The 23,122-nt window shown below is 60.2% G+C and carries 22 protein-coding genes; 18 read left to right on the forward strand and 4 right to left on the reverse strand.

Going from position 1 to position 23,122, the window contains the following annotated elements; translation table 11 throughout:
- Positions 1-24: 24 nt before the first annotated feature.
- Positions 25-1,074: a Hint domain-containing protein gene (locus ACR0NW_RS14760; RefSeq protein WP_480451278.1), complete on the reverse strand. Its 1,050-nt coding sequence runs from the start codon at positions 1,072-1,074 to the stop codon at positions 25-27.
- A gap of 307 nt (positions 1,075-1,381) precedes the next feature.
- Here ACR0NW_RS14760 and ACR0NW_RS14765 point away from each other — a divergent pair, with 307 nt between their 5' ends.
- Genes ACR0NW_RS14765 through ACR0NW_RS14790 form a run of 6 tightly spaced genes read left to right on the forward strand, consistent with a single transcriptional unit; the run spans position 1,382 to position 6,799 of the window.
- On the forward strand, positions 1,382-1,831 hold the full coding sequence (locus ACR0NW_RS14765; protein WP_480451277.1) for a c-type cytochrome: 450 nt from the start codon (positions 1,382-1,384) through the stop codon (positions 1,829-1,831).
- A gap of 15 nt (positions 1,832-1,846) precedes the next feature.
- Entirely contained in the window at positions 1,847-3,214 is a 1,368-nt protein-coding gene (locus ACR0NW_RS14770; RefSeq protein ID WP_170651311.1) for a cbb3-type cytochrome c oxidase subunit I, read from the forward strand.
- A 5-nt stretch (positions 3,215-3,219) separates the two neighbouring features.
- Positions 3,220-4,029, forward strand: a complete 810-nt coding sequence (locus ACR0NW_RS14775) for a CbbQ/NirQ/NorQ/GpvN family protein (RefSeq protein ID WP_239343148.1) — start codon at positions 3,220-3,222, stop codon at positions 4,027-4,029.
- Positions 4,030-4,038: 9 nt separating this feature from the next.
- Positions 4,039-5,961: a nitric oxide reductase activation protein NorD gene (locus tag ACR0NW_RS14780; protein WP_480451276.1), complete on the forward strand. Its 1,923-nt coding sequence runs from the start codon at positions 4,039-4,041 to the stop codon at positions 5,959-5,961.
- Positions 5,958-6,506, forward strand: a complete 549-nt coding sequence (locus ACR0NW_RS14785; RefSeq protein WP_170651314.1) for a cytochrome c oxidase subunit 3 — start codon at positions 5,958-5,960, stop codon at positions 6,504-6,506. Before ACR0NW_RS14780 ends, ACR0NW_RS14785 begins: the two co-directional genes overlap by 4 nt.
- Positions 6,507-6,511: 5 nt before the next feature.
- Positions 6,512-6,799 (forward strand): cytochrome C oxidase subunit IV family protein, encoded by a 288-nt coding sequence (locus tag ACR0NW_RS14790; protein WP_480451274.1) that lies wholly within the window; start codon positions 6,512-6,514, stop codon positions 6,797-6,799.
- Between the two features lie 12 nt (positions 6,800-6,811).
- Here the strand turns inward: ACR0NW_RS14790 and ACR0NW_RS14795 are convergent, their stop codons facing one another.
- The 3 genes from ACR0NW_RS14795 to ACR0NW_RS14805 form a co-directional block, all read right to left on the reverse strand.
- Positions 6,812-7,576, reverse strand: a complete 765-nt coding sequence (locus ACR0NW_RS14795) for a Stf0 family sulfotransferase (protein ID WP_480451273.1) — start codon at positions 7,574-7,576, stop codon at positions 6,812-6,814.
- Between the two features lie 107 nt (positions 7,577-7,683).
- Entirely contained in the window at positions 7,684-8,247 is a 564-nt protein-coding gene (locus tag ACR0NW_RS14800; protein ID WP_480451272.1) for a DUF4202 domain-containing protein, read from the reverse strand.
- Positions 8,247-8,948, reverse strand: a complete 702-nt coding sequence (locus tag ACR0NW_RS14805) for a Crp/Fnr family transcriptional regulator (protein ID WP_170652538.1) — start codon at positions 8,946-8,948, stop codon at positions 8,247-8,249. The genes ACR0NW_RS14800 and ACR0NW_RS14805 overlap by 1 nt, the downstream gene beginning before the upstream one ends.
- Before the next feature lie 202 nt (positions 8,949-9,150).
- On the opposite strand from ACR0NW_RS14805, the gene hemA reads away from it, so the two are divergent.
- From hemA to ACR0NW_RS14865, 12 genes are all read left to right on the forward strand, one after another.
- Positions 9,151-10,374 carry a 5-aminolevulinate synthase gene (gene hemA, locus ACR0NW_RS14810; RefSeq protein WP_480451270.1) on the forward strand — a complete coding sequence of 408 codons (1,224 nt, stop codon included), beginning with the start codon at positions 9,151-9,153 and terminating at the stop codon, positions 10,372-10,374.
- Positions 10,375-10,470: 96 nt separating this feature from the next.
- A complete protein-coding gene (locus ACR0NW_RS14815) occupies positions 10,471-12,027 on the forward strand; it encodes an AMP-binding protein (RefSeq protein WP_480451269.1) in 1,557 nt (518 codons plus the stop codon).
- A 331-nt stretch (positions 12,028-12,358) separates the two neighbouring features.
- Positions 12,359-13,621 (forward strand): adenylate/guanylate cyclase domain-containing protein, encoded by a 1,263-nt coding sequence (locus ACR0NW_RS14820; protein WP_480451267.1) that lies wholly within the window; start codon positions 12,359-12,361, stop codon positions 13,619-13,621.
- A gap of 163 nt (positions 13,622-13,784) precedes the next feature.
- Positions 13,785-14,243 (forward strand): DUF2946 family protein, encoded by a 459-nt coding sequence (locus tag ACR0NW_RS14825; protein WP_480451266.1) that lies wholly within the window; start codon positions 13,785-13,787, stop codon positions 14,241-14,243.
- The gene (locus ACR0NW_RS14830; RefSeq protein ID WP_480451264.1) at positions 14,240-16,417 is read left to right on the forward strand and encodes a 4Fe-4S binding protein; all 2,178 of its coding nucleotides are present in this window, start codon (positions 14,240-14,242) and stop codon (positions 16,415-16,417) included. The genes ACR0NW_RS14825 and ACR0NW_RS14830 overlap by 4 nt, the downstream gene beginning before the upstream one ends.
- Positions 16,418-16,432: 15 nt before the next feature.
- On the forward strand, positions 16,433-18,340 hold the full coding sequence (gene nosZ / locus ACR0NW_RS14835) for a TAT-dependent nitrous-oxide reductase (RefSeq protein WP_480451263.1): 1,908 nt from the start codon (positions 16,433-16,435) through the stop codon (positions 18,338-18,340).
- A 2-nt stretch (positions 18,341-18,342) separates the two neighbouring features.
- Positions 18,343-19,599: a nitrous oxide reductase family maturation protein NosD gene (locus ACR0NW_RS14840; protein ID WP_480451262.1), complete on the forward strand. Its 1,257-nt coding sequence runs from the start codon at positions 18,343-18,345 to the stop codon at positions 19,597-19,599.
- The gene (locus ACR0NW_RS14845; protein WP_480451260.1) at positions 19,589-20,482 is read left to right on the forward strand and encodes an ABC transporter ATP-binding protein; all 894 of its coding nucleotides are present in this window, start codon (positions 19,589-19,591) and stop codon (positions 20,480-20,482) included. The genes ACR0NW_RS14840 and ACR0NW_RS14845 overlap by 11 nt, the downstream gene beginning before the upstream one ends.
- The gene (locus ACR0NW_RS14850; protein ID WP_170651325.1) at positions 20,479-21,300 is read left to right on the forward strand and encodes an ABC transporter permease subunit; all 822 of its coding nucleotides are present in this window, start codon (positions 20,479-20,481) and stop codon (positions 21,298-21,300) included. The genes ACR0NW_RS14845 and ACR0NW_RS14850 overlap by 4 nt, the downstream gene beginning before the upstream one ends.
- On the forward strand, positions 21,297-21,815 hold the full coding sequence (locus tag ACR0NW_RS14855) for a nitrous oxide reductase accessory protein NosL (RefSeq protein WP_170651326.1): 519 nt from the start codon (positions 21,297-21,299) through the stop codon (positions 21,813-21,815). Before ACR0NW_RS14850 ends, ACR0NW_RS14855 begins: the two co-directional genes overlap by 4 nt.
- The gene (locus tag ACR0NW_RS14860; protein WP_480451259.1) at positions 21,812-22,714 is read left to right on the forward strand and encodes an FAD:protein FMN transferase; all 903 of its coding nucleotides are present in this window, start codon (positions 21,812-21,814) and stop codon (positions 22,712-22,714) included. Before ACR0NW_RS14855 ends, ACR0NW_RS14860 begins: the two co-directional genes overlap by 4 nt.
- A 20-nt stretch (positions 22,715-22,734) precedes the next feature.
- Positions 22,735-23,112: a c-type cytochrome gene (locus ACR0NW_RS14865; protein ID WP_480451258.1), complete on the forward strand. Its 378-nt coding sequence runs from the start codon at positions 22,735-22,737 to the stop codon at positions 23,110-23,112.
- Positions 23,113-23,122: the final 10 nt, after the last annotated feature.

Raw genomic sequence — 23,122 nt, forward strand, 5'->3', positions numbered from 1 at the left:
AACAAAAGGGGACAGTTTTGAGTGCTAGTTCCGCCCGATCAGTGGCTGGTCGTTCTTGAGATGGCGGTGCACCAATCTCCTGATCTGGCCGCCTCTGGCAGGGATCCTGCGCGCGGCATCAGGGATATAGTCGGGTCTCATCAGCGACGGGAACAGGTCAAGAATTTCACCGCGCGCCTGAGGGCTGACACCCTTGAGCGCCTCGGGGCCGGTAAACAGGCTTTCCGATGGCGCCCCTTCGGCAAAAACAACCTCGTGCCGGTCGAACAGGACGTGGATATAAGTCACGCTTTCGACCGTTTCGTCGACCGTGACGCCGGGAACACCTACCAGCTTGTGTGCGGGAACCAGAACTTCTTCGGCATCGAACATCCGGATCGCAATGGCAGACCGCACCAGCATCCGGTGTTGCGGTGAAACCAGCAGGTCGCGATATGGCAGGCCACAGCCCAACGCACCGGCGGCAATCCGGATCGGGCGCAGCATGGGCTTGGCGGCCAATTCTTCCGGCCCCAGTTCGCGCGATCCGATCCAGCGGATTGGCTGCGCGCCGCGATCCAGCGTGACAATCTCATCCCCGACCGACAGGGTGTCGATTTCGCGCGGCCCCTGCGGCGTTTCGATCAGTGTTCCCCGGGTGAAACAAGGCACAACGGTATTCACCGGAATGTCTGCACCGTTATCGGTCAGTGCCCCGATCGTCAGGGTGGTGTTCAGCGGCGGAACGCCCCCGATAAAGCCAAGAAAGTAACCCTGTTCGGCCGACGGAAAGTCGAAATCACCATCATTGTTGATGTCCCAGTCCATAACGCCGATTTCATAGGTGTTCACGCCATCGTTGACCTCGATGGTATAGTCCCACGCAAATGACTGACCCAGATAGGTCTGGCTCGGGTCATTTGGAGTTTCATTGGAAACATTATCGCCGTCGATGATCGTGGGGTCGGCCCCGTCCGAGATCGTGATCTGGCTGTATGCGGTGATCTGAAAGGTGGTGCCCGGCTGATATAGCTGCGCCTGGCTGTCCGTCATGGTCGAGTCAGAACGGAATGCGCCGTAAATATTGATTGCCATCTTTAACCCAACTACTCACTTCGGCCCGCCTGTTATCCCGCGCGGTTGCGCAAATGGCGGCACCATCTCTAACCGGGTAAATCAATGCCGGGTCAAAATTCAATTTTCAAGGCAATATCCGGGCGATTTTTAGGTATTGCGACATAAACACCAGACGTTGGGTGCCAGAGTGACGGCCCGATCCCGCACCCACCCGGTTGCGTGACCAAACCGGAATTCGCCCGGCAGTCTTGACTTTGGTTAAGGCGTACCTATGGCCCGACCGCCATGCTCCTTGCATCAGCAAAGCGGCGCAAAGGAGAGCGCAATGCGCGAAGTCATGACCAAGAGCATGGCCCGCAACATATTCTATGGCGGGTCACTGTTCTTTATTCTCATCTTTCTGGCCTTGTCGGCCCATTCCCACCTGTACATCGTGCGGTCCGAAAACGCGGCCAAGCTCGATGACAGCGTGATCCGGGGCAAGCACGTCTGGGAAAAACATGCCTGTGTCAACTGTCACTCGATTCTGGGCGAGGGTGCGTATTTCGCCCCCGAGGTCGGCAATGTGATGACCCGCTGGGGCGTTCTCGACGACCCAGAGTCGGCCTTTGAAACCCTCAAGGGCTGGATGGAGGCGCAACCGACCGGCATCGAAGGCCGGCGGCAGATGCCCAATTTCAACCTCAGCGACGAAGAAATCCGCGATCTGGCGAACTTCCTGATCTGGACGGACAACATCGACGCTCAGGACTGGCCGCCGAACGACGCGGGCTAAGAAGGGAACCGAGAAATGAAATACGAATCCCAAAAGGTGGCCTACGCCTACTTCGCAGTAGCCATGGGCCTGTTCGCGATACAGGTGATCGGCGGCCTGCTGGCTGGCCTGATCTATGTATCCCCCAACTTCCTGAGCGAGCTTCTGCCGTTCAACATCGTGCGGATGCTGCACACCAACTCGCTGATTGTCTGGCTAATCCTTGGCTTCTTCGGCGCGGCCTATTTCCTGATCCCGGAAGAGACCGAGCGTGAGATCCATTCGACCAAACTGGCCTATCTGCAGCTGATCATCCTTGTGGTCGGCACACTGGGCGTGGTCGTGACCTATGTCTTCAACCTGTTCGAAGGCAACTGGCTGCTGGGCAAAGAAGGACGCGAGTTCCTTGAACAGCCCAAATGGGTCAAGGCAGGCATCGTCGTTGCCGCGCTGATCTTCCTCTACAACGTCTCGATGACGGTGTTGAAGGGTAAGAAGACCGCGATTTCGAACATCCTGCTTCTGGGTCTCTGGGGCCTGGCACTGCTGTTCCTGTTTGCCTTCTACAACCCGGGCAACCTGTCCCTGGACAAACAATACTGGTGGTACGTCGTCCACCTGTGGGTCGAAGGTGTGTGGGAACTGATCATGGCCTCGATCCTGGCCTATCTGATGCTCAAGCTGACCGGCGTTGACCGTGAGATCGTCGAGAAATGGCTCTATGTCATCGTTGCCGCCGCCCTGTTCTCGGGCATCCTTGGCACCGGCCACCACTACTATTGGATCGGTACGCCTGCGTACTGGCAGTGGATCGGTTCGATCTTCTCCAGCCTCGAAGTGATCCCGTTCTTCGCGATGATGGCCTTTGCCTTTGTCATGGTCTGGAAGGGCCGCCGTGACCACCCGAACAAGGCCGCACTTCTGTGGTCGCTGGGCTGTGCCACGCTGGCGTTCTTCGGTGCCGGTGTCTGGGGCTTCCTGCACACGCTGCACGGGGTGAACTACTATACCCACGGCACACAGATCACCGCGGCTCACGGTCACCTTGCCTTCTACGGTGCCTATGTCTGCCTCAACCTGGCGATCTTCAGCTATGCCATGCCGATCCTCAAGAACCGCGATCCCTACAATCAGGTTCTCAACATGGCGTCCTTCTGGCTGATGACCAGCGGTATGGTCTTCATGACCTTCGTGCTGACCTTTGCCGGTACTGTTCAGACTCACATGCAACGGGTGGTCGGTGACTACTTCATGGATGTGCAGGATCAGATCGAGATCTTCTACTGGATGCGTCTTGGTTCTGGTCTGGTCGTGGTCCTTGGTGCGCTGCTGTTCATCTACTCGATCTGGGTTCCCCGGAAAGAGATCATTGAACCCGGCGCAGCCGAAACACCTGCGGAGTAATGGATATGGACGGCTCCATACAAATGGGAACGGGGGCGGCTGACGCCCCCTTCTACCTCCCCCAGGGCGACGAATGCGATGTGTTCGCCGCCGCTTATACCAACAACCTGCCGGTCCTGCTGAAAGGCCCGACCGGCTGCGGCAAGACCCGCTTTGTGGCCCACATGGCCGCCAGTCTTGGCCGCCCGCTTTACACCGTGGCCTGCCACGACGATCTGGCAGCCGCTGACCTGATCGGTCGCTACCTGCTGAAAGGCGGCGAAACCGTCTGGGTCGATGGCCCCCTGACCCGCGCAGTGCGCGAAGGCGCGATCTGCTACCTCGATGAGGTGGTCGAGGCCCGCAAGGACGTCACCGTCGTGCTGCACCCGCTGACAGACGACCGGCGTATCCTGCCGATCGACCGCACCGGCGAAGAACTTGAGGCCGCACCCGGCTTCATGCTGGTGGCTTCCTACAACCCCGGCTACCAGAACATCCTGAAAACCCTGAAACCCTCGACCCGGCAGCGGTTCATCTCGCTGGAATTCGACTTCCCCTCGCCCGAGATGGAGGCCGAAGTCGTCTCGCAGGAAAGCGGCCTGCCGCTGGAACGATGCAAACCGCTGGTCCGTCTGGCCGGTAAGCTGCGCGGGCTCAAGGGTCAGGATCTCGAGGAAGGCGTTTCTACCCGTCTGGTCGTTTATGCCGCGACGCTGATCGCACAGGGCATGTCTACAGACCGCGCCATCCTTGCCGCCATGATCGAACCTCTGACCGATGACGAGGATATCAAACGCGGGCTCCTCGATCTTGTCACGGCTGTCTTTGGGTGAGGCCGGCCGATGGTCAAGATCGATTTCGAGCCATGGGAACCCGAAGAAACGATCGGGAAACTATGGCACACCCTTGCCAGCCGCCTCGATGCACCTGAGGTGCATGTTGGAGCCGCGGTCGACCTTTCTGAGGTCGCGGGGCGGCTGGCAGTCCTCTTTCGGGGACTTGGGGGTAGTCCGGGCGTCGAATTGCGCCCGGTCTCACCCGAAATTTCGCACCACCGCCTAAGCTGGCGCCGCCGTCTGGCGACCGAGGCCGAGCAGCTTCCGCGCGCCTCGTTCGACGGCGAGGTTCTGCGCCTGCCGGACCGACTGGCCGTCTTTCCCGCACGCGAAGCCAACGGCGCGCTCTATGTCTGGCTTGCCGCCGCCGCCGCCCATGCGGGAACCCGAATTGACGAAGATGACCCCCTGCGTGCTGATCTGCACGCCCTGACCGCCGCGCAGGAAATGGTTGCGGCGACGCTTGACGACGCCCCGGGCCTGCGCCCGCTGTATTCCGAGCTTTGCAAGGGGCTGCTGCACCAACGCGACGTCCCCGATCTGCCCCCGGTCGAAGCCGCCGTCGAAGAACTGGTCCGCCAAATGCTGGGCGACCCCACGCCGCTTTCGGCGCGGGCCGAACAGCTGAAGGCGCTTGACGATGATCTTATCGCCCCGCGCGGCTATCAGCATTTCCGGCCGGTTGCCCTGTGGCCGGAACTGCGCGCCGTCGGCTTTTCCGAACATAACGAGGTTGAAAACCCCGACACCGAAGGCCCGCCCGAAGAGTCGGGTGAAAAGACCCACCGTGCGCGCCGCCGCAAATCCGATCAGGCGTCGCGCAGCGACAGCTTCATTCTGCACAAGTTCGAGGCGATCCTCAGCTGGGCCGAATTCCTCAATATCAACCGTCGCATCGATGACGATGATCCCGACAATGCCAAAAAGGCCGCCGACGATCAGGACGAGATTGGCCTGGGCCAGATCTCCAAGGCGCCGCCGACCAAGCTGAAACTCCACCTCGACCTCGCGCCCGAGGATGTGAACCGCGAACGCCTGTCGGGTCGTATCCTCTATCCCGAATGGGACGTACGGACAGGAGCTTACCTGCCGGATCACGTCAACGTCCTGACCTCGGACGCGGAAATCCGCGAGGACGCCGCTGAGTTTGGCAAGGACCCCGCCACCGCCCGCCGCATCCGCGCCGTCAAACGCCAGTTCGAGGCCCTGCGCCCGGGCCGCGTCATGACCCGTGGCCATCTGGACGGCGATCAGCTGGATATCGAAGCCGCCGTGCGCGCCGAAACCGACCGTCATGCCAGCGGCGAAGGCAATGAACGCATCTGGCTGCAATCCCGGCCCGAGGCTCGCGATCTGGCGGTGTCGATCCTGCTCGACGTTAGCCGCTCGACCGAAAGCGCCGTCACCGGCCGCGCCGTCATCGATATCGAGCGCGAGGCACTGGCCGCTCTGGCCTGGGGCCTGAATGCCTGCGGCGACGATTTCGCCATACACGCCTTCAGCTCGCTCAAACGCCAGCGGGTCTATGTCCAGCGTTGCAAACGCTTTGACGAACCGATGGGCGCCACGGTTGAACAACGTATAGCCTCGCTGCGCCCCGGTCATTACACCCGCCTCGGGGCCGCGATCCGCCACTGTTCCGCCGATCTGACCGCGCAATCCCGCAAACGCCGCCTGCTGCTGGTCATCACCGACGGCAAACCCAACGATCTGGACCATTACGAAGGCCGTCACGGTATCGAAGACACAAGGCAGGCCGTGCGTGAGGCGCTCCGCGCCGGACAATCGGTCTTTGGCGTCACCATCGACAAGACCGGCAAAAGCTGGTTCCCCCGCATGTTCGGACAGGGCGGCTTTGCCGTCATCCCCGACCCGCACCGCCTGACCATGGCCCTGCCGCAGATCTACCGCCAGCTGGTCGGCGCATGAGCGATGCGGCCCTGATCGACGAGCTTCCAGGCGAGCTTCTGATGTGGGTGCTGATCATCAGCGAGTTGCTGGTCTTCGGCGCGGGGCTGGTCGCTTTCATGGGCGTGCGCCTCACCGACCCGGCTGGCTTTGCCGAGGCGCAATCCCACCTCTATCGCACCGGCGCGGCGCTCAATACCGCCGTTCTGGTCACGTCCGGCTTTCTCGCCGCCAAGGCGCTGCAATGGCGGCAGGTAGCCCGCCGTACAACCGCCCGCCTTGCCCTGATCGGTGCGGCCCTGCTGGGTGTCCTTTTCCTCATCATCAAAGGCGCGGAATATGCAGGCAAGGCGGGGCAGGGCATCAGCTATGAATCCCACCCGTTCTTCCTGTTCTACTACCTTCTCACGGGTTTCCACGCCGCGCACGTCCTTGCCGGGGTGTGCATCCTGCTGCTGGTCGCCTGGCGCGACGATCCCCGCAATATCGAGGCAGGCGCCCAGTTCTGGCACATGGTCGATCTGGTCTGGGTGCTGCTGTTCCCGGTGATCTACCTGTTGGGGTGATGGCAATGATCCGTTCTTCATCTGGCACCAGATACTTCCGCCAGAGGCTCCCCGACCGCCTCACAATCGCATGGCTCGGACTTCTGGCGCTCAGCCTGACAACCGCATTGCTGACCACCCTGCCGCTGTCACCCAAGTTCATCGGCGCGGGAATCCTGTTTCTGGCCCTCGCCAAGGCCCGCATCATACTTGCCCGCTATCTGGACCTCGCCCAAAGCCCCGCATGGCTCCGGGGGTTCACTGCGGTGCTGACCGTATTCACACTGCTGTTGCTTGGGTTGTACCTGATCTGATGCGCGCGCCGGTCATCCCACCTGTGCCTCTCTCGCCCGGAAACGCGCCGCCCACGCCTGACTGACATCATCCGCAAGCTTTGCCGTCGGCGCGGCAAGCCCATCGGCGACTGTCACATCCAGCCCCAGCGCCTCAAGAATGCCCGCCAGCGTTGCCTGCGGATCGCGGGACAACTCGTCATAAGAAATCCGCAACGGCTCTACTGCCATGTCCCTGAACCAGCCGTCCCACCCTTCGTCAAAGGCGGTCAGTTCGGTTAGATGGTGAGAGATCGCTGCGGCGTCATAAACAGGTTCCTGCGGCGCGGACAGACGTTCCATCTCTGTCCCGTCAGCAGCCCGGTGCCACAACCCCGTCTGCTCGGCGATGACGCGCGAAATGGCCTGTTCCAGCTTTTGCGGACGCGTCAGATGAATGAACAGCGTCGCTCCGAACACCGCTTGCATACGATCTGCATCACTGGGCAGCGCGGGATGCAGACAGGTAAGTTTCTTGCGGAAAAACTCAAAGCTGTGCCACTGCATTCGCAGTCCGAACATTCCGGTGTCCCCCGTTCCGCACCGGATCGCCGCATCGAATACAGCGTTCAGCGCTTCGAGCTCGTCCGAAAATTGCTCATCAGACAAGTCGTGGGCGTCCAGCCAGGCAGGAACCGACGGCCGGTGAAAATGCGAATCCGGCAGACCCGCAATACCTGTTGCCGCCAGCAGTCCGCACAGCAACGTACTGCCGCTTCTGGGACTCGTGCAGATGATATAAGACTGATATCGCGCCACCGGACCTTCCCAAAATACCGGTTCAGATTTCGCCGCCCAACCGCAGGCGCGACCCTGCCCAACCGTGTGGGTGCATCGCAGATGCGCCGTAAACGGGCGGAAGGGCCTCAGCCTCGGAACGCCGCCGCCAGATCCTCGGGCAGGTCAAATTCCTTCAGCACCCGCGCTCGCGCCTCAGCCGACATTTTCCGGGCAGTCTTTTCCACGATGCGCTGAATTTTCTCAGCCGAGTGCTTTTCGGCAAACGGTGCAAAATACCATTTCAGGAATACGAAACAGATCACGTCCTCCAGTGCCTGCACATCCGCATCGCGCTTGATGCCTTCCTTGCGCAGCATCCGGCCCGCCGCCTCGGTGTCTTCTGCACCGTACCCGGCCTTGGTCATAAGCCCCATGACCACCTCGGCGTGATGCACGCCCTGTGCCTTGCGCCAGGCCAGATAGCCCGCGCGGCCTTCCGGATATTCCGACCGCGCCAGTTTCCAGCGCTCCACATGCTGCCCCCGCGCCGCGATCTGCAGCACATCCCCCGCACCGGGAAACAGCCGGTTCATCTCAGCGCTCATCCGTTCGCCATAAAGCAGCGCCTCCGGGCGGCCATCCTCAAGCTTGGGGTCCGCGTCGTTGGCCGCATCAATTGCGTCCAGAACCGTTTGCATCCGTTCACTCATTACCTGCTCCAGTTCTCTGCCGGATCACTTTCGGCATAATCGCGCAGCACCTCGATATCCGAAATTTCCGCGTGGTTGCGCTTGACCGTAACGCCAGCCGTCTTCAGTCGCGAAAACGCCCGGCTCAGGCTTTCGGGTTTCATGCCCAGACGCCCAGCGATCAGCATCTTGTCGTAGGGCAGGGTGACGTCACAGTCCCCGGTCTCGCAATCGCACAGGTTCAGCAGAAACTCCGCCACCCGCTGGGCTCCGGTCTGCGCCTTCAGTTGTTCCAGCTGGGCTACCAGCGAATGCAGATGGGTAAACGTGGCCGCCAGAATCGAAATTCCGATCTCCGGGTCTTCCTTCATCAGCGAGATGAAGATCGGGCTGGGCACGTGCATGATCTCGCAGGAAGAAACCGCCTCGGCCGAAACCGGATAGGGCATGTTGCGCAGCGCCACGGCCTCGCCAAAGCTCTCTCCGCGGGTAAAGACGCTCACCACCGCTTCGGCACCCGTGGGCGCCATTCGGAACAGCTTGACCCAGCCACTCAGTACGACGTGAATGGCCTGTGCCTCTTCCTCCTGCAGAAATATGGTTTCTCCGCGGTCGTATTTCCGCCAGATCGCGTGACTCAGCAACGTGTCGACATGCTGTTCCGGCAGTGATCGTAACAGCAATGACTGCCGCGCGATCGCTTTCTGTGCTTCATGCGCCAATAAGGCCACCTCATTAATTTCCTGCTGGCTCGATCCGGCCAGTGGGTCATTCGAACCCAAACTACGTCAAAGTGGGCCCCGGTGCACCTGCCTTTTCCACGACCTGCCGTCAATCCTTTGCGACACTTGACAATAGTCATGTTCCCGGCCCGCCACCGGTTCTAACGTCACCACAAAGCCAGTATTCCCGGGAGAGAACGTCATGGACTACGAGCGATATTTCACCCAGAGCCTCGACAATCTGCGGGACGAAGGGAATTACCGTGTTTTCATCGACCTTCAGCGCCGCTGCGGCGCTTTTCCAAATGCCCGCCAGACCGACGGTGAAACCCGGCGCGACGTGCGCATCTGGTGTTCGAACGACTATCTAGGCATGGGCCAGCACCCGTCCGTCCTTGCGGCAATGCATGATGCGCTTGACCGCTGCGGGGCAGGGGCCGGGGGCACCCGCAACATTTCCGGCACCACTCACGATCACGTGCTGCTCGAAGCCGAACTGGCCGACCTGCACGGGAAAGAGGCAGCACTCCTCTTTACCTCCGGATATGTTTCGAACTGGGCTGCCCTCGGTACCCTTGCCTCCAAGATCCCCGGCCTGATCGTGTTCTCGGACGCGCTCAACCACGCCTCGATGATCGAAGGCATCCGCCATTCCCGCGCCCAAAAGGTGATCTGGAAACACAACGACCTCGAGGACCTCGAGGCGAAACTGGCCGCCGCTGATCCGGATGCGCCCAAGATGGTGGCCTTTGAATCGGTCTATTCGATGGATGGCGACATCGCCCCCATCAAGGAAATCTGTGATCTGGCCGACAAATACGGCGCCATGACCTATCTGGACGAGGTGCACGCCGTCGGCCTTTACGGCCCACGCGGCGGCGGCATTGCCGAACGCGAGGGTCTGATGGAACGGCTGACGGTCATCGAAGGCACGCTTGGCAAAGCCTTTGGTGTGGTTGGTGGATATATCGCCGCCTCGGCCGCCCTGTGTGACTTCGTGCGCAGCTTTGCCAGTGGGTTCATCTTTACCACCGCACTGCCGCCAGCCATCGCCGCCGGGGCCGCCGCCTCGATCCGGCATCTGAAACAGTCTGCGGTCGAACGGGATACCCAGAAAATGCGCGTCGCACAGGTTCGCGCACGGCTGGATGCCGAAGGCATTCCCCACCTGCCCAACCCCAGCCACATCATTCCAGTGATGGTGGGCGATCCGGTCAAGTGCAAGTTCATCTCGGACACCCTGCTGGAAGAGTTCGGCATCTACATCCAGCCGATCAACTACCCGACCGTTCCCAAAGGGACCGAACGCCTGCGCATTACCCCGTCGCCGGTCCATACCGACGCCGATATCGACCATCTGGTCGGTGCATTATCGGCCCTCTGGCAACGCTGTCAGATCGCCCGGATGCCGGTCGCCGCGCAATAACGACCCTGTTCAATCGGCCCGAAACCGCCGCAGAGTCAGGAAAATCTTTGGTCTGCCTCCCTCCCTGTGCCATCCTTCAGGGAGGGAGGATGTTTCATGACGATTTACAAGAGTTCATTTCCTGACGTTTCACTGACCGAAAAAACCATTACTCAGCGCGTGTTCGAGGGCATCGACCCCGACATGGCGGTCCTGACCGACGGGCCGTCCGGACGCTCGATAACCGGTGCGCAGTTCATAGATGGTGTCAAATCCTTGGCGGGGGGGCTTACACAACGCGGATGGGGCGCAGGCAAAGTGGTGGCCCTGATGGCCCCCAACCTTCCCGAATATTGTGTGGTCTTTCACGCCTCGGCCTGGGCGGGCGGAACGGTGACCACGATCAACCCGACCTATACCGCGCATGAGACCAACCATCAGCTTATCGACGCCGGAGCCGACATTCTGGTCACGGTTGAGATGTTTGCCGAAACCGCGCAAGAGGCCATCAAGGGCACCGGCGTGCAGGAGATTGTGGTCATCGGCGACGCGCCCGAAGGCATGGTTGCGCTGTCCGAACTGATGGGACCGCCGCTGGAGGAGCAGGCCCCGGTCGATGTCGCCGAGCATGTCGTCGCGCTGCCCTATTCCTCGGGCACGACGGGATTGCCCAAGGGCGTGATGCTGACCCACCAGAACCTTGTTGTGAATATCGACCAGACGCTTGCCACCGTCGATATGAACCCCGGCGAACTGACGATCGCCTTTCTGCCGTTCTTCCACATCTACGGGCTTCAGATCCTGCAGAACATCTATCTGGCATCAAATGGCGGTTTGGTGACCATGCCGCGTTTCGATCTCGAGATGTACCTGTCGCTGGTGGTCAAATACAAAACACCACGGCTCTGGGTCGTACCGCCGGTCGCTCTGGCACTGGCGATGCACCCGATGGTCGATCACCACGACCTGTCCTGTGTCGTGCAGGTCAACTCGGCCGCCGCACCGCTGGGTGCGAACGTGGCCGAAGCCATGGGCAAGCGCCTTGGCACCAATGCCACACAAGGCTACGGCATGACCGAGTTGTCGCCCGTCAGCCACTTGTCGCCTTTCGGCAGGGGCAAACCTGGCGCATCGGGCGTGGTGATTCCAAACACCGAATTCCGGATCGTAAACCCCGAAACGCAGGACGACCTGCCAACGGGAGAGGACGGGGAAATCTGGGTGCGCGGCCCACAGGTGATGAAAGGATACCTCAACAATCCGCAGGCCACTTCGGACACCGTGGTCGATGGCGGATGGCTCAGAACCGGGGATATCGGCCATGTTGACGATGACGGGTTCATCTATATCACCGACCGGCTCAAGGAACTGATCAAGTACAATGGGTTTCAGGTCGCCCCGGCCGAGCTTGAGGCCGAGCTTCTGACCCACACCGCGATTTCCGATGCCGCCGTGATTGGCAAACCCGATGCCGAGGCGGGCGAACTGCCCATGGCCTTCATCGTCGCCGCGCCGGGCCAGACGGCCCCGACACTGGGCGACGTGCAGGACTACCTTGAAGACCGGCTGGCCCATTACAAACAGGTCCGCATTCTGGAGGTGGTCGAGGAAATCCCGAAATCCGCATCCGGAAAAATCCTGCGCCGGTTGCTGCGCGATCAACTCGGCACATGACGCCACGCGCGGTTCAACATCCGAAAGTGCATTGCCAAATGGTAATCTCAGGGGCTTCTTTTTGCCAATGGCCGCCAAATTAATCGGTCGAATGGCCCAACTGTGTAACCGGCTTCACTGACCGCACCTCTGATCCGTGCCATGCTGGGATCATTACAGAGTGTGCGTTATCGAGTTATTTGAAGCGTATTTTTTTCATTACCCTCCCTGAGACTGGAGCGCGCGATAAATTAGCGCGCTCATTTTTGTTTCCGCCGGGCAAACGTCACCGCGTTTACCAAATCCAAACAACACCGCTATGTTTGAAGGAGTTTTTTGACAGGGGATTTTAATGGCGGTCTCAGACATACTGCCAGGCGTTCGAATTCCTCGATGGCTTGACTGGTATTTAAGTTGCGGTTTCGAGGGCAAGTCGCAACGTCAAAAACGGCGTCAGCTGACTGCAAATGTCGTCAGTTTGTGGGGGGCGGCCAATTCGTTCTTCTTCATCGGATTCTATCAGTTTCACGACATGTCGATGTGGCCTGCATCCGTGGTGCTTGTGGTTCTGGGGCTCAGTATTTTTGCCCTGCCATTCGTCAGCCGGCTGGGCGCGGCCGCCTTGACGGCCTTTTCCACGATATCCATCTGCGGATGCTTTGTTACGCTCACCTATTTCGTGGGCGCTGAGTCGGGTGTTTATCTGTATATACTTGTCGTTCCACCCGCTGCCGTTGTTGTGGTGGGAACCAAATGGAAACAAAGCATCATCCTTTGCACGCTGGTTTGTGCGCTCTCTGTTGCATACGCCGCGCTGCATTTTTCCGAACCTGCGCTACCCGCAGCCAACGTGCCACCGTTTCAAAGCGTGCTTCTTGTCCTTGCGGCTTTTCTCACCGCAGCCATGATCACCGTTGCGGTCTATTTCGCGTTTCTGCGGGCTGAAAGTGCGGAAGACGCGCTTGAGGCTGAATATGCAAAGTCGGAAGCATTGCTTTACAATCTGTTGCCGGAAGAAATCGCTGCGCGGCTCAAGGTTGAACCGGACAAGACAATCGCGGACAACCTGCCGAAAGTGGCCATTTTATTTGCGGATATCGTCCAGTTTACCCCACGCTCCGCCGCAATGGAGCCGGAAAAGGTTGTGGATTTTCTCAACCTGATTTTCAGCAGATTTGATGCGATCGCGGAGACGTATGGTTTGGAGAAAATCAAGACGATCGGCGATGCGTATATGGTTGCGGCCGGAATGCCTAATCCTTGCGGTGATCCAGTTCACCGCGTAGCGGAAATGGCATTAGGGATGCTTGAGGCGATGAAACCCCTGTCTGGTGAACTGAAAGACACAGTGGACATCCGAATTGGCCTCCACGCCGGGCCCGCCGTGGCCGGTGTCATCGGCAACAAAAAGCTCTTCTATGACGTCTGGGGCGAGACGGTGAATACGGCCAGCCGCATGGAAAGCCACGGCGAGCCCGGACGGATTCAGGTCACCGGGCCGGCGTATAGCGAACTGGTCGGTGACTACCGGTTCGAAAAGCGGGGGCAGGTCGACATCAAGGGAATGGGAATGGTCGAAACATGGTGGCTGTTGGGTCCGGCTAAGTCAGATTGAATTGCGGTCAGATCTTAGCCACCCGGCCCATTCCTGATGCGGCCGCAACTGCAATATGTCGGCGGTCGTCACTTGCGTTCAATTTTGTGAACCTGACCTAAGTCAAGTCTTCTCACCTACAGACTCCCTATGACTCGGACAAACTTCCCGAGTCGGAGTCTCCATGCCTGCCTTCCGCATCCACCCTAACCCTCTCGACCGCGCGTTTCGTGCGGTGGTGGGCTTGGCGGGCATCCTCCTGTTGCTGTTGCAGATGCTCGGTCCGGCGCTGGCGAGTCCCGGACAAGGCGTCTGGATGGAGATCTGCTCGGAGGCAGGGGCGGTCTGGGTTCAGATCGAGCCGGAAGAAGGTTCCACTGATCCCACCGCGCCCTGTCCGAAATGCGCCGACTGCGCCCTTTGCGCCGTGACCGGGGCGGCACCGCTGCCGAACTTGCCCGAATTGGGTCTGACAGCAAGTGTACAAACCGAAACATTGGGGTGCCAGAACCTGTACAAATCGTACAATTCGGCCCGTCTCTGGCCCGAAACCCGCGGACCCCCGTCCGCGACCCAAAACAGAACCGAACGCGCCCCACGCGCGTCCATGGCGTCAATCCAAGTATCCGGAGGTGCGCCATGACGATTAAGCGCGCAACCCATTTTCTTCTGGCCCTGATCCTGTCCTGCCTGATGGCCGTAGCGGCCCATGCCGACAGCCTCGCCAGCTTCCTGCCCGAGATCGATCCCGCCGAATTGTCCCCCGGTGCCGATGCCTTTGGCCCGGTGCGCGATGACGTCAAGGTCGCCCCTGTTCTGAAGGGGGGCGAGACGATTGCATGGGCTTTCCTGACATCCGATTTTGTGGGTACGACCGGTTATTCCGGCAAGCCCATTCACGTGGTTGCAGCCATAGACGCCGACGCGGTTCTGACCGGCGTAAAGCTGGTTAAGCACTCGGAACCCATTGTTCTTATTGGTATTCCCAACTCGCGCATGGTCGAGTTGACCGAAGGCTATGCGGGTCTTGACCTCAAACGTGAGGCCGAAACCGGCGGCGAGGGGCACGACCTCGACATCATCTCGGGCGCGACTGTGACGATTATGGTGATCGACGACAGCCTCGTGCGTGGCGGGATCAAGGTGGCCCGCGCGCTGGGGCTGGGTGGGCTGTCTCCGGTACAGGCCGACGGACCCAAACGCGAAGTCGACATGGCGCAAAGTGCGACCTACGACTGGGCAACCCTGTCCGGTGACGGCTCGGTCCGGCGTCTGACGCTGGATATCGGGCAGATCAACGCCGCTTTTGAGGCCACCGGCGATCAGCGCGCCATCAAACGCCCCGAACCTGGTGAGCCGGATGACACTTTCATCGACATGCACATGGCTCTGGTCTCGGTACCCTCAATCGGAAAATCGCTTTTGGGTGAGGCGGAATATTCCAATCTTGTCAATTGGTTGGATGAGGGAGAGCAGGCCATTCTGGTGCTGGGCCGCGGTGCCTACAGCTTCAAGGGTTCCGGCTATGTGCGCGGGGGAATCTTTGACCGCATACAGTTGATTCAGGGTGACCGCTCGGTCCGGTTCTTCGACCGTCAACAGCGGCGATTGGGCGAGGTTGCAGCCCCCGACGCGCCAAGCTTCAGCGAACTCGACATCTTCAAGATCCCCGCCGATGCCGAGTTCGATCCGGCCGAACCCTTCCGCCTGCAACTGCTGGCGCAACGGGCCGTGGGCGCGGTTGAAAAGACCTTTTTGACCTTCGATCTGGGCTACAAACTGCCCGAAAATTACCTGCTGCCCGTCGCCACGCCCACGATTGTTGACGATGCCACCGACGAAGCCAACGCCAAAGCCGCGCTTTGGAAGCGCATCTGGAAGGACCGCACGATCGAGATCGCCGTGCTTGGCGTCATGCTGCTGGTGTTGACCGCAACCTTCTTCTTCCAGTTCCACGCCACAATGAACGCGCGGGTCTTCTACTGGTTCCGCATCGGCTATCTGACAATGACCCTGTTCTTCATCGGCTGGTACGCCAATGCGCAGCTAAGCGTGGTGAACCTGATGGCGCTGGCAGGCAGCCTGCGCACCGGCTTCTCGTGGGACGCCTTCCTGCTGGATCCACTGGTCTTCATTCAGTGGTTCGCTGTGGCCGCCGCCCTGCTTTTCTGGGGTCGCGGCGCCTATTGCGGCTGGCTGTGCCCGTTTGGTGCGCTGCAAGAGCTGACCAACAAGATCGCCCGCGCGCTGAAAGTCCCGCAATGGACCTTGCCATGGGGCCTGAACGAACGCCTCTGGCCCGCGAAATACATGATTTTCCTCGGGTTGTTTGGCCTCAGTTTCGTCTCAATCCCGCTGGCCGAGACATATGCCGAGATTGAACCCTTCAAGACCGCCATCATCCTGAAATTCATGCGCGACTGGCCGTTTGTGGTCTTTGCGCTGGCCCTGTTGGGGATCGGGCTGTTCATCGAACGGTTCTATTGCCGCTACCTCTGCCCGCTGGGCGGAGCGCTGGCCATCCCCGCCCGTATACGCATGTTTGACTGGCTGCGCCGCTACAAGGATTGCGGCACCCCCTGTCAGACCTGCGCCAACGAATGCCCCGTTCAGGCAATCCACCCCACCGGAGAGATCAACCCGAACGAGTGCGTCACCTGCCTGCATTGTCAGGTGCTCTATCAGTCCGAGGCGAAGTGTCCCGTCGTCATCCGCCAGTTGAAACGGCGGGCCAAGACAGGGTCGGTCAACCTCAAGACCCCTCTCGGACAACCACCGGCGAACCATCCGAACGCCAAACCGCAATCTGTTTCCTAAAAAGGAGGAACGATCATGTCGGAACACGATAACAAACTGAAAGTCACACGCCGGGGAATGCTGGGTGCGACTGCAACCGGCGCCGTGTTGGCCGGGACAGGTCTGGGTTCGACCCTGATGTCCGCGAAAGAGGCCAGCGCCGCGGCCAAGCAGCATCTGGAGCCTGGCGAACTGGATGAATATTACGGCTTCTGGTCGTCGGGCCAGACCGGCGAGCTGCGCATCATGGGCGTGCCCTCCATGCGCGAGCTGATGCGGGTACCTGTGTTCAACCGCTGCTCGGCCACCGGCTGGGGTCAGACCAACGAGTCGCTGAAAATCCTGACCGAGGGCCTGCTGCCCGAAACCAAAGAGTTCCTGGCCGCAAACGGCAAGGTTACCTATGACAACGGCGACCTGCACCACCCGCACATGTCCTTCACCGATGGCACCTATGACGGCCGCTATCTGTTCATGAACGACAAGGCGAACACCCGCGTGGCCCGCGTGCGCTGCGATGTGATGAAATGCGACAAGATCATCGAGATCCCGAACGCGCATGACATTCACGGCCTGCGTCCGCAGAAATATCCGCGCACCGGTTACATCTTTGCCAATGGCGAACACGAGGCACCGCTGGTCAATGACGGCCAGATCCTTGACGATCCGTCGCAATACGTGAACATCTTTACCGCCATCGATGGCGACACGATGGAGATCGCGTGGCAGGTGATGGTGTCGGGCAACCTCGACAACACCGACTGCGACTATCAGGGCAAATACGCCTTTTCGACCTCGTACAACTCGGAAATGGGTATGAACCTGGCCGAGATGACCGAGAACGAGCTGGACCACGTGGTCGTGTTCAACCTGAAAGGCATCGAAGAGGCCGTAGCCGCCGGCAACTATCAGGAACTGAACGGCGTCAAGGTTGTGGACGGGCGCAAAGAGGCAGGCGGCAACCTGACCCGTTACATCCCGATCCCGAACTCGCCGCACGGTGTGAACGCCGCACCCGACAAGAAACACATCATGATCAACGGTAAACTGTCGCCGACCGTTTCTGTGATCGATGTGGAAAAAGTCGACGCGCTGTTTTCTGACAATGCCGATCCGCGTTCCGCTGTCGTTGCCGAACCTCAGCTGGGTCTTGGCCCGCTTCACACTGCGTTCGACAACAAGGGCAACGCCTATACCACCCTGTTCCTCGATAGCCAGATCGTGAAATGGGACATCGCCAAGGCGATTGAGGCCTATGCCGGTTCTGATGTCGATCCGATCCTCGACAAGGTGGACGTGCAGTATCAGCCGGGTCACAACTCGACCTCGATGGGTGAAACCGCCGAAGCTGATGGCAAGTGGCTGATTTCGATGAACAAGTTTTCGAAAGACCGCTTCCTGAACGTGGGTCCGCTGAAGCCGGAGAACGAGCAGCTGATCGATATTTCGGGCGACAAGATGAAGGTGGTCCATGACGGCCCGACCTTTGCGGAACCGCACGACTCGATCATTGTGCACCGGTCCAAGGTGAACCCGATCAATGTCTGGAACCGCGACGACCCGATGTGGGAAGATGCGCGCAAACAGGCCGAGGCTGATGGCGTCGATCTGGAAGAAGGGGCCGAAGAACCCATCCGCGACGGCAACAAGGTGCGTGTCTACATGACCTCGATCGCGCCGACCTTCAGCATGGAGAAGTTCACGGTCAAGCAGGGCGATGAGGTTACCATCTATGTCACCAACCTGGATGACGTCGACGATGTGACCCACGGCCTGTGCCTGTCGAACTTTGGTGTCGCGATGGAGATCGGGCCGCAGGCCACCGCCTCGGTCACATTTGTCGCCGACCGTCCGGGCGTGCACTGGTACTATTGCCAGTGGTTCTGCCACGCGCTGCACATGGAGATGCGCGGCCGGATGCTTGTTGAGCCGCGGAGCGCGTAATCATGCGCTGGCCCCTGCTCATACCGCTCCTGCTCGGCTCGCCCCTTTGGGCGGCGGATTGGGATGTGCCCAACCGGGCAGGGGCCATCAACGAAACATTGGCGCAGGCGGCGGATGGAGACACCCTCCGCCTGAGCCCCGGTACCTACACCGAACAACTGGTTCTGGACCGGCCCGTCACCATCGACGGGCTGGGGCAGGCCACCATCGACGGGCAGGGCGCAGGCAGCGTCATCACCGTGACGGGGCCGGGCGTGACCGTGCGCGGCCTGACGGTAGTTGGTTCGGGCTCGGGCCATGATGAGATCGACAGCGGTATCAAACTGACCAAAACGGCCAGCGCGCCGGTGGTCGAAGACAATGTTCTGCTGGGCAATCTCTATGGCATCGACATTCACGGTGCCAAAGACAGTATCGTTCGCCGCAACCGGATCGAAGGACGGCAGGACCGCCATATGAACGCGCGCGGCAATGGTGTCTATGTCTGGAACGCGCCGGGTGCGGTGGTTGAAGGCAATGACATTCAATTTGGCCGGGATGGCATCTTCGTCAATTCTTCGAAGAAGAACTTCTTTTCGGGCAATCTGTTTCGCGATCTGCGCTTTGCCGTTCACTACATGTACGCCGATGATTCGGTGGTCAGCGACAATATCTCGATCGGAAATGACTTAGGTTATGCCGTCATGTTTTCGACCGGCGTAAAAGTCACCGGAAATGTGTCGATTGGTGACCGCGAGCATGGCGTGATGCTGAACTATGCCAACAAAAGCGTGATTTCCGGAAACGTGGTGAAAGGTGCCAAAGAGAAATGCACTTTTCTGTACAATTCCAACAAGAACGACTTCACCGACAACTGGTTCCAGGGCTGCGGTATCGGTATCCACTTTACCGCCGGGTCCGAACGCAACCGCATCGTGGGCAACGCGTTCATCGGCAACCGGACACAGGTGAAATACGTCTCGACCAAATGGGTCGAGTGGTCCGAGGACGGGCGCGGCAACTACTGGTCCGATTTTGCCGCCTATGACGTTGACGGCAACGGCATTGCCGACGCCCCCTATCGCCCCAACGATAGTATGGACCATGTGCTGTGGACCCAACCCGCAGCCAAAATGCTGCTCGGCTCTCCTGCCGTGCAGCTGGTGCGCTGGTCGCAATCGGCCTTTCCGGCACTGCTGCCGGGAGGGGTGATCGACAGCAATCCCCTGATCAAAGCCCCTGAACCCCCAGCAATGAAAAAGGTGCCTCATGACGGATAAGGCCCTGACCATCGAAAATGTTTGCAAGGACCGCGGATCAACCCGCGTCCTCAGCGATATCAACCTGTCCCTTGCCCCTGGTCAGCGCGTGGCGCTGCTGGGCCATAATGGCGCGGGCAAATCGACCCTGATCAAATCCATTCTCGGACTGACACCCATCCACGATGGGGCGATCCGCATAGGCGAGGCCAGCCCCGGCAGCGCACAGGCGCGGCGGGATACGGCCTATCTGCCCGAAGCGGTGTCGTTCCATCCCGCGTTAACCGGGCGCGAGCAGCTGACCCTGTTTGCCAGCCTCTCGGGCGCAAAGGCCGATGTGCCGGAGCTGCTGGATCGGGTCGGCCTCAGCGACGCGCTTGATCGCCGGATCGGGACCTATTCCAAAGGGATGCGGCAGCGACTAGGCCTTGCGCAGGTGCTGCTGGGCAAACCCAGAGTGGCGTTACTGGATGAGCCGACAAGCGGTCTCGATCCGATCTCGCGTCAGGATCTATACGCCATCATCGATGATCTGGCGGCGCAGGGCACGGCAGTCCTGATCGCCTCGCACGCGCTGACCGAGGTCGAGGCGCGCACCGACCGTATTGCCATCATGCGCAAAGGGCAGATGGTGGCTGATGATACCCTGAGCAATCTGTCGGCACTGGCCGGGCTGCCGATCCGTTTGCGTGTACGTGCGACTGAAAACGCCGATGTGCTGGCCGCAAAGCTGGGCGGTGATCGCGTCAACGGAGCCTCGGTCGAGTTGCTATGCGCCCCGGCCGACAAGATGGAGGCGCTGCGGCGTATCGCGGGTATGGGTGACGCGGTGGCAGATGTGGAAATGACCCCGCCGAAACTGGAAGACCTGTATCGCCACTATGCGCAGGAGGCATTGCAATGACCCGCTTTCTTGCCATCACCCGAACCGAGATGATGATTTTGCGCCGCAATCGCTGGCTGCTGGTGGCAACGCTGATCATGGTGTTGTTCGCACTGGCGCTGACCTTTGCTGGCAGTGCCCCTACCGGAACGCTGGGCGTGGATATGCTGACCGTGTCTGTCGCTTCGATGACGACCTTGTCGGTTTACCTCGCACCGCTTCTGGCCTTGATGATCGCCTTTGACGCCATCGCCGGAGACGTTGACCGGGGCAGTCTTGCCCTGCTGCTGTCCTACCCTGCCGGAAGAGGTGAAATTCTGCTGGGTAAATTCGCGGCCCATCTGGCCGCTCTGGCCTTTGCCATGACTGTTGGTTTCGGCACAGCCGGTGCCGTCGCCGCATGGTTCGGCGGGGCGGGACCGGAAAGCCTGATGGCTCTGGTGCGCCTGATCCTCACATCCATCCTGCTGGGCGCCGTGTTTCTGGCGCTGGGATACCTGCTGTCCGCCCTCGCACGGGGCGCCACGGCGGCGGCAGGTCTGTCGGCCGGGCTTTGGCTGGTCTTTGTCGTCCTTTATGACCTCGGGCTGTTGGGAGCCGTGGTCATGGATCAGGGCGGCACCTTCACCCGATCCGTCTTTCCTTGGGTGATGGTGGCCAACCCGGCCGACGCATTCCGTTTGTGGAACATCGCGGCGACCGAAGGTGTTGCGATGGCATCCGGCATGTCCGGCGCGGCGCAGGCATTGCCAGTCTGGGCAGCGCCTGCCTCGCTGCTGCTGTGGCCGTTTCTGGGTTTCCTTTTGGCGCGCGCCGCATTCCGGAGGGTCGAGCCATGAAGCACCTTGCACTTATCGCCCTTGTGGCCCTTGCCGCCTGTAAGGAGGAACAGGTTGCAGCACCGCCCGAGCCGGTCGATCTGACGGAAACCGCGCTTAGCTATTTCTGCCAGATGAACATTGCCGAACATGGCGGGCCAAAGGGGCAAATTCATCTTGAAGGCTATCCCGCACCGCTGTTTTTCGCTCAGGTGCGCGACATGCTGGCCTATCTCAAAAGCCCCGAACGCGACGCGGAAATTACCGCCATCTATGTCAGCGACATGGGGGTAGCACCCAGTTGGCGACAGCCGGGGATTTCCAACTGGATTTCTGCCGATGGCGCAACATTTGTCGTTGGGGCAAACGTGGCGGGTGGTATGGGCGCGCCCGAAGTCGTTCCCTTTGCCAACTCTTCGGCAGCGCTGGGTTTCATCGATCAGTACGGCGGAGAAGCACTGCCGCTGAGTGAAATTCCGGCCGAAGAAGTTCTTGGACCCGTCGATCTGGACCTCAGCCTGGAGACACCGGCATGACCCATGTATCGCGTCGCCGCTTTCTGACGATCTCTGCCGCCTGTGCGGCGCTGCCCGCAGGTGCCATCGCTGCACCGGTTGCCCGGTGGCGTGGTGTCGCGCTGGGCGCAGGGGCCAGCCTGCGCCTTGAAGGATTGACTGAGGCGCAGGCTGCGCCCGTCATCTCTGCGGTTGAAGCCGAGGTGAACCGGCTGGAGAACATCTTTAGCCTGTATCGTCCTAATTCGGAGCTTTGCCGACTGAACCGTGACGGAGTATTGCCAGCACCCGCGCCCGAGCTATTGGATGTGCTCAGCCTGAGTGGCGCGATCCATGACGCAACCGGGGGCGCCTTTGATCCGACCGTGCAACCATTGTGGCACGCTGTGGCCACGGGCGCAGAGCAAACCCAGATTGCGCAGGCTAATTCCGCCGTTGGGTGGCACAATGTCACGGTGCGTTCGGGTGAAATTCGACTGGCCCGTCCGGGTGTTTCGGCGCTAACGCTGAACGGTATCGCTCAGGGAGCGATCACCGACAGAGTGGCGACATTGCTCAAAGGATTCGGATTGCGTGACGTTCTGGTCGATATGGGAGAGATTTCGGCCCTCGGGCAACGCGCAGACGGAACGGCGTGGCGGGTTGGCTTGGCCGAACCGAAAGGGGCAACAGTTCGTCGTATCACATTGCGCGACCGGGCGATCGCGACCTCGTCCCCGGCAGGTACCATGCTGAGCGCGGAACAGGGGCACATCCTGGACCCTCGCGGCGGTACGCCAACTCACCGCGTAGTATCTGTTTCCGCCCCCGGCGCTGCGGTTGCGGACGGGCTGTCCACTGCGCTTTGCCTGCTGTCGGAAGATGACATCGCCCGGGTTCTTACACAATTCCCGCAATCGAAACTCGAAATGCTGATATGAGACATGAAAAGGAAAGAAACATGATCAAACGCACGCTCATCCTGTCAACGCTAGCAGCCGCCCTGGCCATGCCCGCCATGGCAGAAGGAGATGCCGAAAATGGCGAAAAGGTTTTCAAGAAGTGTAAGGCCTGCCATGCCGTAGGTGAGGGCGCAAAGAACAAAGTTGGCCCGATGCTGAATGGTATCGTTGACGCCCCTGCCGGTCAGGTCGAAGGCTTCAAATACTCCGGCGCATTGATCGAGGCCGCAGATGGTGGTCTGGTCTGGGACGAAGAAAATCTGGCCCTGTTCCTGGCCAAGCCCAAGGAACTGGTGAAGGGGACCAAGATGTCCTTTCCCGGCCTGAAGAAAGAAAGCGATCAGGCAGACGTGATCGCCTATCTTAAAGGTTTCTGATCAATGGCAA

The organism is Ruegeria sp. CF5 (genome assembly GCF_056537325.1).

Coding starts and splice junctions, on each gene's coding strand:
- ACR0NW_RS14825 (WP_480451266.1), top strand. CDS start 13,785: ATGCCTGCCTTCCGCATCCACCCTAACCCTCTCGACCGCGCGTTTCGT.
- ACR0NW_RS14815 (WP_480451269.1), top strand. CDS start 10,471: ATGACGATTTACAAGAGTTCATTTCCTGACGTTTCACTGACCGAAAAA.
- ACR0NW_RS14800 (WP_480451272.1), bottom strand. CDS start 8,247: ATGAGTGAACGGATGCAAACGGTTCTGGACGCAATTGATGCGGCCAAC.
- ACR0NW_RS14840 (WP_480451262.1), top strand. CDS start 18,343: ATGCGCTGGCCCCTGCTCATACCGCTCCTGCTCGGCTCGCCCCTTTGG.
- ACR0NW_RS14760 (WP_480451278.1), bottom strand. CDS start 1,074: ATGGCAATCAATATTTACGGCGCATTCCGTTCTGACTCGACCATGACG.
- ACR0NW_RS14860 (WP_480451259.1), top strand. CDS start 21,812: ATGACCCATGTATCGCGTCGCCGCTTTCTGACGATCTCTGCCGCCTGT.
- ACR0NW_RS14785 (WP_170651314.1), top strand. CDS start 5,958: ATGAGCGATGCGGCCCTGATCGACGAGCTTCCAGGCGAGCTTCTGATG.
- ACR0NW_RS14780 (WP_480451276.1), top strand. CDS start 4,039: ATGGTCAAGATCGATTTCGAGCCATGGGAACCCGAAGAAACGATCGGG.
- ACR0NW_RS14865 (WP_480451258.1), top strand. CDS start 22,735: ATGATCAAACGCACGCTCATCCTGTCAACGCTAGCAGCCGCCCTGGCC.
- ACR0NW_RS14775 (WP_239343148.1), top strand. CDS start 3,220: ATGGACGGCTCCATACAAATGGGAACGGGGGCGGCTGACGCCCCCTTC.
- ACR0NW_RS14770 (WP_170651311.1), top strand. CDS start 1,847: ATGAAATACGAATCCCAAAAGGTGGCCTACGCCTACTTCGCAGTAGCC.
- ACR0NW_RS14790 (WP_480451274.1), top strand. CDS start 6,512: ATGATCCGTTCTTCATCTGGCACCAGATACTTCCGCCAGAGGCTCCCC.
- hemA (WP_480451270.1), top strand. CDS start 9,151: ATGGACTACGAGCGATATTTCACCCAGAGCCTCGACAATCTGCGGGAC.
- ACR0NW_RS14845 (WP_480451260.1), top strand. CDS start 19,589: ATGACGGATAAGGCCCTGACCATCGAAAATGTTTGCAAGGACCGCGGA.
- nosZ (WP_480451263.1), top strand. CDS start 16,433: ATGTCGGAACACGATAACAAACTGAAAGTCACACGCCGGGGAATGCTG.
- ACR0NW_RS14855 (WP_170651326.1), top strand. CDS start 21,297: ATGAAGCACCTTGCACTTATCGCCCTTGTGGCCCTTGCCGCCTGTAAG.
- ACR0NW_RS14820 (WP_480451267.1), top strand. CDS start 12,359: ATGGCGGTCTCAGACATACTGCCAGGCGTTCGAATTCCTCGATGGCTT.
- ACR0NW_RS14830 (WP_480451264.1), top strand. CDS start 14,240: ATGACGATTAAGCGCGCAACCCATTTTCTTCTGGCCCTGATCCTGTCC.
- ACR0NW_RS14850 (WP_170651325.1), top strand. CDS start 20,479: ATGACCCGCTTTCTTGCCATCACCCGAACCGAGATGATGATTTTGCGC.
- ACR0NW_RS14765 (WP_480451277.1), top strand. CDS start 1,382: ATGCGCGAAGTCATGACCAAGAGCATGGCCCGCAACATATTCTATGGC.